General features: G+C 60.1%; 11 protein-coding genes. 9 read left to right on the top strand and 2 right to left on the bottom strand.

Translation table 11 applies throughout. From position 1 onward, the window contains the following. Positions 1-5 precede the first annotated feature (5 nt). The 9 genes from murD to lpxC all read left to right on the top strand — a co-directional run bounded on the left by murD (position 6) and on the right by lpxC (position 10,523). Complete coding sequence (gene murD / locus KRR23_RS02665; protein WP_216741222.1) at positions 6-1,352, top strand: UDP-N-acetylmuramoyl-L-alanine--D-glutamate ligase; 1,347 nt, start codon at positions 6-8, stop codon at positions 1,350-1,352. A 2-nt stretch (positions 1,353-1,354) separates the two neighbouring features. Further along, a complete protein-coding gene (ftsW, locus tag KRR23_RS02660; protein ID WP_216741348.1) occupies positions 1,355-2,566 on the top strand; it encodes a putative lipid II flippase FtsW in 1,212 nt (403 codons plus the stop codon). Next, the gene (gene murG / locus KRR23_RS02655; protein ID WP_216741221.1) at positions 2,556-3,626 is read left to right on the top strand and encodes an undecaprenyldiphospho-muramoylpentapeptide beta-N-acetylglucosaminyltransferase; all 1,071 of its coding nucleotides are present in this window, start codon (positions 2,556-2,558) and stop codon (positions 3,624-3,626) included. The genes ftsW and murG overlap by 11 nt, the downstream gene beginning before the upstream one ends. After that, positions 3,619-5,079, top strand: coding sequence for a UDP-N-acetylmuramate--L-alanine ligase (gene murC / locus KRR23_RS02650; protein ID WP_216741220.1), 1,461 nt, complete (start codon positions 3,619-3,621; stop codon positions 5,077-5,079). The genes murG and murC overlap by 8 nt, the downstream gene beginning before the upstream one ends. Next, entirely contained in the window at positions 5,076-6,056 is a 981-nt protein-coding gene (locus KRR23_RS02645; protein WP_216741219.1) for a D-alanine--D-alanine ligase, read from the top strand. The genes murC and KRR23_RS02645 overlap by 4 nt, the downstream gene beginning before the upstream one ends. Positions 6,057-6,060: 4 nt before the next feature. Continuing rightward, the gene (locus tag KRR23_RS02640; RefSeq protein WP_054595718.1) at positions 6,061-6,927 is read left to right on the top strand and encodes a cell division protein FtsQ/DivIB; all 867 of its coding nucleotides are present in this window, start codon (positions 6,061-6,063) and stop codon (positions 6,925-6,927) included. 14 nt (positions 6,928-6,941) lie between these two features. Beyond that, positions 6,942-8,207, top strand: coding sequence for a cell division protein FtsA (ftsA, locus tag KRR23_RS02635; protein WP_216741218.1), 1,266 nt, complete (start codon positions 6,942-6,944; stop codon positions 8,205-8,207). 98 nt (positions 8,208-8,305) lie between these two features. Beyond that, positions 8,306-9,499, top strand: coding sequence for a cell division protein FtsZ (gene ftsZ / locus KRR23_RS02630; protein WP_054595719.1), 1,194 nt, complete (start codon positions 8,306-8,308; stop codon positions 9,497-9,499). Between the two features lie 112 nt (positions 9,500-9,611). Further along, positions 9,612-10,523, top strand: coding sequence for a UDP-3-O-acyl-N-acetylglucosamine deacetylase (gene lpxC, locus KRR23_RS02625; protein WP_054595720.1), 912 nt, complete (start codon positions 9,612-9,614; stop codon positions 10,521-10,523). Between the two features lie 129 nt (positions 10,524-10,652). Here lpxC and KRR23_RS02620 read toward each other — a convergent pair whose 3' ends face one another. Further along, on the bottom strand, positions 10,653-12,161 hold the full coding sequence (locus KRR23_RS02620; protein ID WP_216741217.1) for a sensor domain-containing diguanylate cyclase: 1,509 nt from the start codon (positions 12,159-12,161) through the stop codon (positions 10,653-10,655). Positions 12,162-12,310: 149 nt separating this feature from the next. Continuing rightward, positions 12,311-13,630: an OprD family porin gene (locus tag KRR23_RS02615; protein WP_216741216.1), complete on the bottom strand. Its 1,320-nt coding sequence runs from the start codon at positions 13,628-13,630 to the stop codon at positions 12,311-12,313. Positions 13,631-13,709 lie beyond the last annotated feature (79 nt).

The following is a 13,709-nucleotide window of genomic DNA, read 5'->3' as shown; positions in this document are numbered from 1 at the left end:
AACAAGTGTCTCTGATCGCTTCTGACCACTTCCGCATCGTTGTCGGCCTCGGCAAGAGCGGCATGTCCCTGGTTCGCTTCCTGGCGAACCGGGGAGTGTCGTTCGCTGTCGCCGATACGCGGGAAAATCCACCGGAGCTGGCCACGCTGCGTCGTGACTACCCGCAGGTGGAAGTGCGTTGTGGCGAGCTGGATGTCGAATTCCTCTGCCGTGCCGACGAGCTCTACGTGAGCCCGGGCCTGGCCTTGGCGACTCCGGCCCTGCAGGCGGCGGCTGCCCGTGGCGTGAAGCTGTCGGGTGATATCGAATTGTTCGCACGTAATGCGAAGGCGCCGATTGTTGCCATTACCGGTTCCAACGCAAAAAGCACCGTGACCACGCTGGTCGGTGAAATGGCGGCAGCGGCCGGCAAGCGCGTGGCGGTGGGCGGTAACCTCGGTACTCCGGCACTCGATCTGCTGAGCGACGACGTCGAGCTGTACGTGATGGAACTCTCTAGCTTCCAGCTGGAGACCACCGATCAGCTGGGCGCCGAAGTGGCCACCGTGCTGAACATCAGCGAAGACCATATGGACCGTTACAGCGGTCTGCCGGCGTATCACCTGGCCAAGCACCGGATCTTCCGTGGCGCGAAGCAAGTGGTGGTCAATCGTCAGGACGCGTTGAGCCGTCCGTTGATGGGCGAGGGCCTGCCGTGCTGGACCTTCGGTCTGAACAAGCCGGATTTCAAGGCCTTTGGTCTGCGCGAGGAAAATGGCGAGAAGTATCTGGCCTTTGAATTCCAGAACCTGATGCCGGTGCGCGAGTTGAAAATTCGCGGCGCGCATAACCAGTCCAACGCCCTTGCGGCTTTGGCCCTGGGGCACGCCGTTGGCCTGCCGTTCGATGCCATGCTTTCGAGCCTGCGGACTTTCGCCGGGCTTGAGCATCGCTGCCAGTGGGTCCGCGAGCTGAACGGCGTGAGCTACTACAACGATTCAAAAGCCACCAACGTTGGCGCCGCTTTGGCTGCTATCGAAGGCTTGGGCGCAGATATACAAGGCAAGCTGGTGCTGATCGCCGGTGGCGACGGCAAAGGTGCCGAGTTCAAGGATCTGCGCGATCCGGTCGCGGCCAACTGCCGCGCCGTGGTGTTGATGGGGCGTGACGCCGAGTTGATTGGCCAGGCCATCGGCGATGCCGTGCCACTGATTCGCGTCAATTCGCTGATCGAAGCGGTCGAGCAATGCCGCGCCATCGCCCAGCCAGGCGATGCGGTGCTACTGTCGCCGGCGTGCGCCAGTTTCGACATGTTCAAGAACTACGAAGAGCGTGGGCACCTGTTCGCCCGGGCCGTGGAGGACTTGGCATGAGCTTGAGAAACATCATCAAGCCGTACCCGTCGCCGATTATCACCGGGCGCGGTATCGACCTCGACTTCCCGATGCTCGCCGGTTGCATGGCGTTGCTGGGGCTGGGGCTGATCATGATTGCATCGGCATCGACCGAAGTGGCGGCAGTGCAGTCGGGTAGTGCCCTGTACTACATGATTCGTCACCTGATTTACATCGTGCTCGGCCTGGGTGCCTGCATCGTCACCATGATGATCCCGATTGCCACCTGGCAACGCCTGGGCTGGCTGATGCTGATCGGTGCGTTCGGTTTGCTGGTGATGGTGATCGTCCCGGGGATCGGCCGTGAGGTGAACGGTTCGATGCGCTGGATCGGTTTCAGTTTCTTCAACGTCCAGCCTTCCGAGATTGCCAAGGTCTTTGTGGTGATCTACCTCGCCGGTTATCTGGTGCGTCGGCAGAAGGAAGTGCGCGAAAGCTGGATGGGCTTCTTCAAGCCATTCATCGTGCTGCTGCCAATGGCCGGCCTGCTGCTGATGGAGCCGGACTTCGGTGCCACCGTCGTAATGATGGGGGCCGCGGCGGCGATGCTGTTTTTGGGCGGCGTCGGGCTGTTCCGCTTCACCTTGATGGTGATACTGGCGGTGGTGGCGGTGGTGCTGCTGATCAAGATGCAGCCGTATCGAATGGCACGTCTGACCACCTTCACCGATCCTTGGGCCGACCAGTTCGGTTCCGGCTACCAGTTGACCCAGGCACTGATCGCCTTCGGTCGCGGTGAGTGGCTGGGCGTTGGCCTGGGCAACAGCGTGCAGAAACAGTTCTACCTGCCGGAAGCGCACACCGACTTCGTGTTCTCGGTCCTCGCCGAAGAGCTGGGCGTGGTCGGCTCCCTGGCCACCGTCGCGCTGTTCGTCTTCGTGTGCATACGCGGCATGTACATCGGGTTGTGGGCAGAAAAGGCCAAGCAATTCTTTGCCGCCTATGTCGCCTACGGCTTGTCGTTCCTGTGGATTGGTCAGTTCCTGATCAACATCGGGGTGAACGTCGGCCTGCTGCCGACCAAGGGCCTGACCTTGCCGTTCCTCAGTTACGGCGGCAGTTCGTTGGTGATCTGCTGCGCCTGTCTTGGCTTGTTGTTGCGCATCGAATGGGAGAGTCGAACCCACTTGGGCAGCGAAGAGATGGAGTTCAGCGAGAGTGACTTCGCCGAGGAGCCGACCCATGGGCGCTAACGTGCTGATCATGGCGGGCGGCACCGGTGGCCACGTGTTCCCGGCGCTGGCCTGCGCTCGCGAGTTTCAGGCGCGCGGCTATACCGTGCACTGGCTCGGGACGCCACGCGGGATCGAAAACGAACTGGTCCCGAATGCCGGCCTGCCGCTGCACCTGATCAACGTCAGCGGCCTGCGTGGCAAGAGCAAGCTGTCGCTGCTCAAGGCACCTTTTGTATTGCTCAAGGCGATCTGGCAGGCACGCGCGATCATTCGCCAACTGAAGCCGGTCTGCGTACTGGGCTTTGGCGGATATGTCACCGGCCCTGGTGGCGTAGCGGCCAGATTGGCCGGTGTACCCGTGATCGTTCATGAACAGAACGCTGTCGCCGGTACCGCCAATCGGTTGCTGGTGCCGTTGGCCGCGCGAGTCTGCGAAGCTTTCCCGGACACCTTTGCTGCCAGTGGCAGCCGGCGCACTACCGGTAACCCGGTGCGCACCGAGTTGTTCCTCGATACAGCGCGTCCAGCCCTGGCCGGACGCAAAGCGCGTTTGCTGATCCTGGGCGGAAGCCTGGGGGCAGAACCGTTGAACAAATTGCTGCCTGAAGCCCTGTCGCTGGTTCCTGCTGAACTGCGCCCGGAAGTGTTTCATCAGGCCGGCAAAAACCACGATGAAGTGACTGCCGAGCGCTATCGCACTGCCGGTGTCGAGGCGCAAGTGCAGCCTTTCATCAAAGACATGGCCCAAGCCTATGGCTGGGCCGACCTGGTGGTCTGTCGCGCTGGCGCGCTGACTGTCAGTGAGCTGGCTGCTGCCGGTCTGCCTTCGATGCTGGTGCCTTTGCCCCACGCGATCGACGATCACCAGACCCGCAATGCCGAATATTTGGCTCGTGAAGGCGCTGCCTTCCTGATGCCGCAAAGAACGACTGGCGCAGCGGATCTCGCTGCACGCCTGACAGAGGTCTTGATGCAACCGCAACGACTCAACGACATGGCTGGCGCCGCTCGTCGCCTGGCCAAACCTGATGCAACCCGCAACGTAGTCGATATCTGCCTGGAGGTGGTTCATGGTTGAGAATCAGAAAGCCATGCCGCAGCCGGAAATGCGCCGTATCCGTCGCATCCACTTCGTCGGAATCGGCGGCGTGGGCATGTGCGGGATTGCCGAAGTGTTGCTGAACCTGGGCTATCAAGTGTCCGGTTCCGACCTGAAAGCTTCGCCGGTGACCGAGCGTCTCGAATCGTTCGGCGCACAGATCTTCATCGGCCACCGCGCCGAGAACAGCGCGAGCGCCGATGTATTGGTGGTGTCGAGCGCTGTGAACACCTCTAACCCGGAAGTCGCGACGGCCCTTGAACGTCGTATCCCCGTGGTGCCGCGTGCCGAAATGCTCGCCGAGCTGATGCGCTACCGCCACGGCATCGCCGTCGCCGGTACTCACGGCAAAACCACCACCACCAGCCTGATCGCTTCGGTGTTCGCGGCCGGTGGCCTGGACCCGACCTTCGTGATCGGTGGCCGCCTGAATGCAGCAGGCACCAATGCCCAACTGGGCACCAGCCGTTACCTGATCGCCGAAGCCGACGAAAGCGACGCCAGTTTCCTGCACCTGCAGCCGCTGGTGGCCGTGGTCACCAACATCGACGCCGACCACATGGCGACCTACGACGGTGACTTCAACAAACTGAAGAAAACCTTCGTCGAGTTCCTCCACAACCTGCCGTTCTACGGTTTGGCGGTGATGTGCCTGGACGACCCGGTGGTGCGTGAAATCCTGCCGCTGGTCAAACGTCCGACCATGACCTACGGCTTCAGCGAAGATGCCGACGTACGCGCCATCAATGTTCGCCAGCAAGGCATGCAGACCTTCTTCACCGTGCTGCGCCCTGATCGCGAACCATTGGATGTATCGGTGAACATGCCGGGCAATCACAACGTACTGAACTCGCTGGCGACTATCTGCATTGCGACCGACGAGGGCGTCAGCGATGAAGCCATCGTTCAGGGGCTGTCGGGCTTCCAGGGTGTTGGCCGACGCTTCCAGGTCTACGGCGAGCTGCCGGTCGAAGGCGGCAACGTGATGCTGGTCGACGACTACGGTCACCACCCGACCGAAGTAGCAGCGGTGATCAAAGCTGTGCGCGGTGGCTGGCCAGAGCGCCGCCTGGTGATGGTTTACCAGCCGCACCGCTACAGCCGCACCCGCGACCTGTACGACGATTTCGTCAATGTACTGGCCGACGCCAACGTGCTGCTGCTGATGGAAGTCTACCCGGCCGGCGAAGAGCCGATTCCGGGGGCTGACAGCCGCAAGCTGTGCAACAGCATCCGCCAGCGCGGTCAGCTCGACCCGATCTACATCGAACGCGGTGTCGACCTCGCGCCTGTGGTCAAGCCGCTGCTGCGTGCCGGCGACATCCTGCTGTGCCAGGGCGCCGGTGATATCGGTGGTCTTGCACCGAAACTGTTGAATAGTCCGTTGTTCGCGGGTGCCGTTGTCGCTCCTAACGAAGGAAAGTTGAAATGACTGCTGCCTACGCCAACCTGTTCTCGACAATCGCCCCGAAAGACTTCGGCCGCGTGGCCGTGCTGTTCGGTGGCAAAAGCGCCGAGCGTGAGGTTTCGCTGAAATCCGGTAACGCGGTGCTTGAAGCGCTGCTGTCCGCTGGCGTGGATGCGTTCGGCATCGACGTCGGCGACGATTTCCTGCAACGCCTGCTGAACGAAAAAATCGACCGCGCCTTCATCATTCTCCACGGTCGTGGCGGTGAAGACGGCAGCATGCAGGGTTTGCTCGAATGCGCAGGGATTCCGTACACCGGCAGCGGCATCCTTGCTTCGGCACTGGCCATGGACAAGCTGCGGACCAAACAGGTCTGGCACAGCCTCGGCATTCCGACGCCACGTCACGCGGTACTGACCAGCGAAGCCGACTGTATTTTGGCGGCGACGGAACTGGGCTTCCCTTTGATCGTCAAACCGGCGCATGAAGGTTCAAGTATCGGTATGGCCAAAGTGACTTCGGCAGCTGAATTGATCGAAGCCTGGAAAGCGGCCAGTACCTACGATTCGCAAGTGTTGGTCGAGCAATGGATTCAAGGTCCGGAGTTCACCATTGCGACCCTGCGTGATCAGGTATTGCCACCGATCGCTTTGGGCACGCCTCACACTTTCTATGACTACGACGCCAAGTACCTGGCTTCCGATACCCAGTACCGGATCCCGTGTGGCCTCGATAGCGCTAAAGAACAAGAACTCATGGACCTCACGGCAAAAGCCTGTGAGGCGCTGGGTATCGCCGGTTGGGGAAGGGCTGACGTGATGCAGGACGCCGATGGGCAGTTCTGGTTCCTGGAAGTCAATACTGCACCGGGCATGACCGATCACAGTCTGGTCCCGATGGCCGCACGCGCCGCCGGTCTGGATTTCCAGCAGTTGGTGCTGGCGATCCTGGCGGCCAGTGTTGCCGGTCACGCTGCCAGTAACGTAGAGCCGCGAGGTTAAGACCATGCAAGGCGCCCAGCTACGTCATCAGCCATCCGCACCCGGCCGCAAGCCGGTGCCGCGGGGTGCCAGCCGAATGGTGGCCAAAGAGCCGATGTCGGTGCGCCTGCCGAAAGCCAATTTTGGTTTTCTCAAAGCCTTGTTCTGGCCCGTGCTGTTGGTCGCGTTGGGGTTCGGTACTTACGAAGGTGCACAGCGCTTGCTGCCGTACGCCGATCGGCCGATCACCAAGATCAACGTGCAGGGCGATTTGAGTTACATCAGCCAGCAAGCAGTGCAGCAGCGGATCGCCCCGTACGTGGCGGCGAGCTTCTTCACCATCGACCTGGCGAGCATGCGTACCGAACTGGAACAGATGCCATGGATTGCCCACGCCGAAGTGCGTCGCGTCTGGCCTGACCAGGTGGTGATTCGCCTGGAAGAGCAACTGCCGGTGGCCCGCTGGGGCGACGAAGCGCTGCTGAACAACCAGGGGCAGGCGTTTACGCCGCGTGAATTGGCCAACTACGAACATTTGCCACAGCTGTTCGGCCCACAACGGGCCCAGCAGCAAGTGATGCAGCAGTATCAGGTGTTGAGCCAGATGTTACGGCCATTGGGCTTCTCGATTGCCCGGCTGGAATTGCGTGAACGCGGCAGCTGGTTTCTGACCACTGGCGCGGGTAGCGCGGGCCCTGGGATCGAGCTGTTGCTGGGACGCGATCACCTGGTGGAAAAGATGCGCCGCTTCATTGCCATCTACGACAAGACGCTTAAAGAACAGATTACGAACATTGCGCGCATCGACCTGCGTTATGCCAACGGCCTGGCCGTTGGCTGGCGGGAACCTGTAGCGCCCACGACGGCCCAACGCGCTGTCGCGAAGAATTGAGAAGAGGCAGGACCATGGCAAACGTGCAAAGCGGCAAAATGATCGTCGGTCTGGATATCGGCACCTCCAAGGTGGTGGCGCTGGTAGGCGAGGTCGCGGCCGATGGCCAACTGGAAATCGTCGGGATCGGTACTCACCCCTCCCGCGGCCTGAAGAAGGGCGTGGTGGTGAATATCGAATCCACCGTGCAGTCCATTCAGCGTGCGATCGAAGAAGCGCAACTGATGGCTGGCTGCCGGATTCACTCGGCGTTCGTCGGTGTGGCGGGCAATCACATTCGCAGCCTGAACTCCCACGGCATCGTGGCGATTCGTGATCGCGAAGTCAGCTCGGCCGACCTTGAGCGCGTGCTCGATGCGGCCCAGGCCGTGGCCATTCCGGCGGATCAGCGCGTATTGCACACGCTGCCGCAGGATTACGTGATCGATAACCAGGAAGGCGTGCGTGAGCCTTTGGGCATGTCCGGCGTACGTCTGGAAGCCAAGGTTCACGTGGTCACCTGCGCGGTGAACGCTGCACAGAACATTGAAAAATGCGTGCGTCGTTGCGGCCTGGAAATCGACGACATCATTCTCGAACAACTGGCTTCGGCGTACTCGGTACTGACCGATGACGAGAAAGAGCTGGGCGTGTGCCTGGTGGACATCGGTGGCGGTACCACCGACATCGCGATCTTCACCGAAGGCGCAATTCGCCACACCGCGGTGATCCCGATTGCCGGTGATCAGGTGACCAACGACATCGCCATGGCGTTGCGCACACCGACCCAGTACGCCGAAGAAATCAAGATCCGCTACGCCTGCGCCCTGGCCAAACTGGCCGGCGCCGGTGAAACCATCAAGGTCCCAAGCGTCGGTGATCGCCCGCCGCGCGAGCTGTCCCGTCAGGCCCTGGCCGAAGTGGTCGAGCCGCGTTACGACGAGCTGTTCACGCTGATCCAGGCCGAGCTGCGTCGCAGCGGCTACGAAGACCTGATCCCGGCCGGCATCGTGCTGACCGGCGGTACTTCGAAGATGGAAGGCGCGGTCGAGCTGGCCGAAGAGATTTTCCACATGCCGGTACGCCTGGGCGTACCGCATGGCGTCAGAGGCCTGGACGACGTAGTGCGCAACCCGATTTATTCCACCGGCGTTGGTTTGCTGATGTATGGCCTGCAAAAGCAGTCCGATGGCATTTCCTTCTCGGGGATCAGCAGCAGTCGCGATAGCTACAACAACAACGATGAGGCCAAGAGCCCGTTGATCGATCGCATCAGAAGCTGGGTCCAGGGCAATTTCTGAAGATTTACCGCAACACCGCAACACCGTGACACCGCAGCACCGTTGTACGCAGTAGGCGCAGTAGGCGAAAAAAACTAGAGAATGTAAGGAGAGGGAAAATGTTCGAACTCGTAGACAACATCCCCGCAAGCCCGGTTATTAAAGTTATCGGTGTTGGCGGTGGCGGCGGCAACGCTGTGAATCACATGGTCAAGAGCAACATTGAAGGCGTTGAGTTCATCTGCGCCAACACTGATGCCCAAGCGCTGAAAAGCATCGGCGCGCGGACCATCCTGCAATTGGGCACCGGCGTGACCAAAGGTCTGGGTGCTGGCGCGAACCCTGAGGTCGGTCGTCAGGCCGCTCTGGAAGACCGCGAGCGCATCGCCGAAGTGCTGCAAGGCACAAACATGGTGTTCATCACCACCGGCATGGGCGGCGGTACCGGTACCGGTGCTGCGCCGATCATTGCCGAAGTGGCCAAGGAAATGGGGATCCTCACCGTTGCGGTAGTGACTCGTCCATTCCCGTTCGAAGGTCGCAAGCGCATGCAGATCGCAGACGAAGGCATCCGCCTGCTGTCTGAAAGCGTCGACTCGCTGATCACCATTCCCAACGAGAAGCTGCTGACCATCCTCGGTAAAGACGCAAGCCTCTTGTCGGCTTTCGCCAAGGCCGACGATGTACTGGCCGGTGCCGTTCGCGGTATCTCCGACATCATCAAGCGTCCGGGCATGATCAACGTCGACTTCGCCGACGTCCGTACCGTGATGAGCGAAATGGGCATGGCGATGATGGGCACTGGCTGCGCCAGCGGTCCTAACCGTGCGCGTGAAGCGACCGAAGCGGCTATCCGTAACCCGCTGCTCGAAGACGTGAACCTGCAAGGTGCACGCGGTATCCTGGTGAATATCACCGCCGGTCCTGACCTGTCTCTGGGTGAGTACTCCGACGTGGGTAGCATCATCGAAGCCTTCGCTTCCGAACACGCCATGGTCAAGGTCGGTACCGTTATCGATCCGGACATGCGCGACGAGCTGCACGTTACCGTGGTTGCCACCGGTCTGGGCGCGAAAATCGAGAAGCCTGTCAAGGTCATCGACAACACCGTTCACACCTCCATGGCTTCGCAGCCACAACAACAATCCCCTGCACGTCAGGAACAGCCAGCGGTAAACTACCGTGACCTGGACCGTCCGACCGTCATGCGCAACCAGGCTCAAGCCGGTGCTGCGACTGCCGCGAAGATGAATCCGCAAGACGATCTGGACTACCTGGACATCCCGGCATTCCTGCGTCGTCAGGCCGATTGATGGAATGTATCAGGGCTATGAAGGTGATTGGTGTTCAGCAAAGGCCGGGTCTGCTATTATCGCCAGCCTTTGTTGATACCAGTTCGCAATTTGCGCTGAAGCGGCCCAAGCCATGATTAAACAACGCACCCTGAAAAATATTATCCGTGCCACAGGTGTAGGCCTGCACTCCGGGGAGAAGGTATACCTGACCCTCAAGCCAGCACCTGTAGACACCGGCATCGTGTTTTGTCGTGCCGACCTGGACCCTGTGGTGCAGATTCCTGCTCGCGCGGAAAACGTTGGTGAAACCACTATGTCGACGACACTGGTCAACGGTGACGTCAAAGTGGACACGGTGGAGCATTTGCTCTCGGCCATGGCTGGCCTGGGCATCGATAACGCCTACGTCGAGCTCTCCGCGTCCGAAGTCCCGATCATGGATGGTAGCGCTGGACCCTTCGTATTCCTGATTCAATCGGCTGGCCTGGAAGAACAGGACGCAGCCAAGAAGTTCATCCGGATCCTGCGTGAAGTGACAGTGGAAGATGGCGACAAGCGCGCCACTTTCGTCCCTTTCGAAGGCTTCAAAGTGAGCTTCGAGATCGATTTCGATCACCCGGTGTTTCGTGACCGCACTCAAAGTGCCAGCGTGGATTTTTCCAGCACTTCGTTCGTAAAAGAAGTCAGCCGCGCCCGGACCTTTGGTTTCATGAGTGATATCGAGTACCTGCGCAAGCACAACCTCGCACTCGGCGGTAGCGTTGAAAACGCCATCGTGGTCGACGCGGATGGTGTACTGAACGAAGACGGCCTTCGCTACGAAGACGAATTCGTGAAGCACAAGATCCTCGATGCAATTGGTGACCTCTACCTGCTGGGCAATAGCCTGATTGGTGAGTTCAAAGGCTTCAAGTCGGGCCACGCACTGAACAACCAGCTTCTGCGCAAATTGATTGAGCAGAAAGATGCTTGGGAAGTCGTGACGTTTGAAGACGCCAGCACTGCACCGATCTCTTACATGCGTCCCGTTGCGGCCGTGTAAGCAAAAACCTCTCTAGTTTTTAAAGGCTGCCTTCGGGTGGCCTTTTTTTATGCCTCTTTTATGCTTCGTAGCAGCTGCCGAGAGATAGAGCAGAGATATGTGTGGCGATAGCAGCATCAGGTGCACCGTCTATCCCTGCGCGCTGATTACTCGATTACGCCCTCGGTGCTTGGCCTGATACAGCGCCTTGTCGGCTGCATACATCAGGTTTTCCAGGCTCTCGCCCGGTTGCCCTGTCGAGGTGCTGAGGCCGATGCTGACGGTGATGGGGGCCTCGTCGCCTTCGAACGGTGGCAGTTGCTCGACTGCAGCGCGGATATTTTCGGCAATCCGCAGTGCACCGCTGCTGTCAGTCTCGGCCAGCACCACGGCGAACTCCTCACCGCCATAGCGCGCGGCGAGATCAGAGGGGCGACGGATGTTTTCACTGATGACCCGGGCGAGCACACGCAACGCATCGTCGCCACCCTGATGGCCGTGGCGGTCGTTGAACGACTTGAAGTGATCGGCGTCGATCATCAGCACCGACAGTGGCTTGCCCGAGCGCTGGGCACGGGACCATTCGCGGTTCAGGGCCTGGTCGAGGGTGCGCCGGTTAGCCACGCCGGTGAGGGCATCGATGGCGGCCTGTTGCGCCAGTTCCTGCTCGGCGTGATGGCGCAGGCGTAATTCGCGGCATAGCAGCAAGGTCAGCCACATCAAGCCGATACACAACACGCCGGTTGCGCCACTGATCACGTACGCGGTGCGTCTCCAGCTGGCGAAGATTTCGTCCATGGAGAGCGCGACGCTGACCGTCAACGGCAGGTTGCCGACGCGCGAGAAGGTGTACAGGCGTTCCTGATGGTCCATGCTCGACAGGCTGCTGAAGCTGCCACTGCCTTCACGCATGATGCGTATGACGTTGGGTCGATTGCCGAAACTCTTGCCAATGCTGGCATCGGTCAGCATGGGCTTTTGCGCCAGCAGTATGCCGTCCTTGTCGAGCACGTTGAGGGTACTGTTAGAGCCGATGTCCAAGCTGCTGAACAGCTCGTCAAAGTACTCCAGTTGCATGGACGCGACGGCAACGCCAAGAAACTCCCCGGTGGGCGAAGAGATGCGCCGGCTGAAGCTGATGCGCCACTGATCGTTCTCGGGGCAGTCGCAACGGGGTTTGAACGGGCGACTGATAAACATCCCGCTGTCGCTGTTGCTGATGTGGGCCTGGAAGTAGTCACGGTCAGCAAAATTGCCCTGTTTGGGCTGAATCGACGACGAGTTGGCGATCACATCGCCGTGCTTGTCGAGCAGCAGCACATCACCCTTGTAACGTGCGGTACTTGCGCGGTCGAACAGCACCAGATGGCGGATCTGCGCCGAAACCTTCTGCAGGTCGTCACGTTGGGCGGCAGCGATCAACCCTTGCAGTGACAGGTCATAGAGCTCGACGTTACGCAGCACATCGGCGTCGATCAGTTGCACGATGTTGGTCGCACCGCGTGTGGCCGCCTGCATGGCATTGGCGTGTTCGCGGATCAGCAGGAAGGTGACGATGGCGATGATCGCGACGACGGTCAGCGAGCTGCCGAGAACCAGCAGCAATTCCGGTCGGCGGGCAGAGCCTGTTATGGCGTGGTGTGTGCGGTTTGCACTCATGGTTCTGATTTCTGCACAGGGACATCATCAGCGTAGTTCCCGGACACGCCGGGCGGCATTGCAGATATCAGTTCGTTGATCTCAGTGCATGTATAGATCCCGGATACAAAAAAGGCCAGCACCGGTGCTGGCCTTTTTGTGAATTTTTCTTAGAAAACGTTCAGTGGGTAGTCGACGATCACCCGGTATTCATCGGTATCGGTATCCAGCGCGCCATAGCCGTTGCCGCCACGGTTGGTGGCCCATTGTAGACGCACCGCCAGATCCTTGGCCGTACCGCCCTGGACCACGTACTTGAGATCGACATCACGCTCCCAGTGTTTGGCATTTTTACCCGCTTCGTTATAGAAGCTGGCATAACCGCGACTGTTCGGGTCGACCTTGGTCAGGTCCAGCGTGCCACGCGAATACGACACGGCCGAGGTCAGGCCCGGCACGCCGACGCCAGCGAAATCATAGGCGTACTTGAGCTTCCACGAACGCTCGTTCGGGCCGTTGAAGTCCGAATACTGCTGCGAGTTGTCGAGGAAGATGCTGTCGCCCTGGGCGATGTAGTCGAACGGCGTGTTGCCGTTCACGCGCTGGTAAGCGGCAGTGACGCTGTGACTACCGACGCCCACGGTGAAGTGCAGGCTGTAGGTGTTGTTGTCGATTTTTCCGAGCAGTGCGTCGCCTGTGTCCTGGGTGTGATAGTAGTGCAGGCCCGGATTAAGGCTGACCAGCTCGTTGACCGCGTAGGTGTAGTCCAGGTCGTAGTAGTACTGGTTCCAGATGTCCTTGAGCTCGGACGCATAGAGGCTGCTGGTCAGGCCCGGCAGGCCGCTCCAGGCTACACCGGCCCAGTTCAGGTGCTGGCTATTGTCGCCGTCGGCCAGTTTGCCGTAGGACGTCCCGATACGCTGGTGCCCGCTCTGGTTGTAAGGCTTGGTGAAGCTCGCCTGGCCGCCCTCGATCAGCCAGCCGTCGAAGCTGTGGTTGGTCAGGCTGACACCGCGAAAGGTCTGCGGCAGCATGCGGCTCATGCCACCGGCGATTACCGGGTTGTTGAGGAACAGGTCGCCGGCTTTCAGCTCGGTGTCGAGGGCGCGCATTTTCAGGGCGCCGCCAGCGCTTGAAAACGAGTCCGGTGCTTTGCCGTTGTCATCGCTGATCGGCAGGATGCTCGAACCACCGGTGCCGCCGCCACCGTCGAGTTTGAGCCCGAGCATGGCATTGGCGTCCACGCCAAAACCGACCGGGCCCTGGGTGTAGCCCGATTCGAAGATACCGAGGAAACCCTGGCCCCATTCGATGTTGTCGTTAGTCTGCTGCTGACGGTTGCGGTTCAGGTAGTAGTTGCGGGCATTGAGTTTAAGGCTTGCACCTTCAACGAAACCTTCGCGGCTGGAATCGTCGGCGGCCTGGACGTTTGCGGCCATCGTTGCGGCCATTGCAATGAATAGCGGACTGAGTTTGAGGGTGATGCTCACGCGGGATACAGCTCCTTGGGTCAATAACAAGCGTTGTTATAGTTAATAATCCGGGTGTTTCTTATTGGGTAATAACGAA

The organism is Pseudomonas sp. CVAP#3 (assembly GCF_018986375.1).
GTDB classification, from domain to species: Bacteria; Pseudomonadota; Gammaproteobacteria; order Pseudomonadales; family Pseudomonadaceae; genus Aquipseudomonas; species Aquipseudomonas helvetica.
Note: the sequence above shows the minus strand (reverse complement) of the source record. Positions and strands in the feature narration are given on the sequence as shown.

Excerpts from the sequence above, each read along its gene's own strand:
- murG (WP_216741221.1), top strand. The coding sequence starts at position 2,556 with ATGGGCGCTAACGTGCTGATCATGGCGGGCGGCACCGGTGGCCACGTG.
- murC (WP_216741220.1), top strand. The coding sequence starts at position 3,619 with ATGGTTGAGAATCAGAAAGCCATGCCGCAGCCGGAAATGCGCCGTATC.
- KRR23_RS02645 (WP_216741219.1), top strand. The coding sequence starts at position 5,076 with ATGACTGCTGCCTACGCCAACCTGTTCTCGACAATCGCCCCGAAAGAC.
- KRR23_RS02640 (WP_054595718.1), top strand. The coding sequence starts at position 6,061 with ATGCAAGGCGCCCAGCTACGTCATCAGCCATCCGCACCCGGCCGCAAG.
- ftsA (WP_216741218.1), top strand. The coding sequence starts at position 6,942 with ATGGCAAACGTGCAAAGCGGCAAAATGATCGTCGGTCTGGATATCGGC.
- ftsZ (WP_054595719.1), top strand. The coding sequence starts at position 8,306 with ATGTTCGAACTCGTAGACAACATCCCCGCAAGCCCGGTTATTAAAGTT.
- lpxC (WP_054595720.1), top strand. The coding sequence starts at position 9,612 with ATGATTAAACAACGCACCCTGAAAAATATTATCCGTGCCACAGGTGTA.
- KRR23_RS02620 (WP_216741217.1), bottom strand. The coding sequence starts at position 12,161 with ATGAGTGCAAACCGCACACACCACGCCATAACAGGCTCTGCCCGCCGA.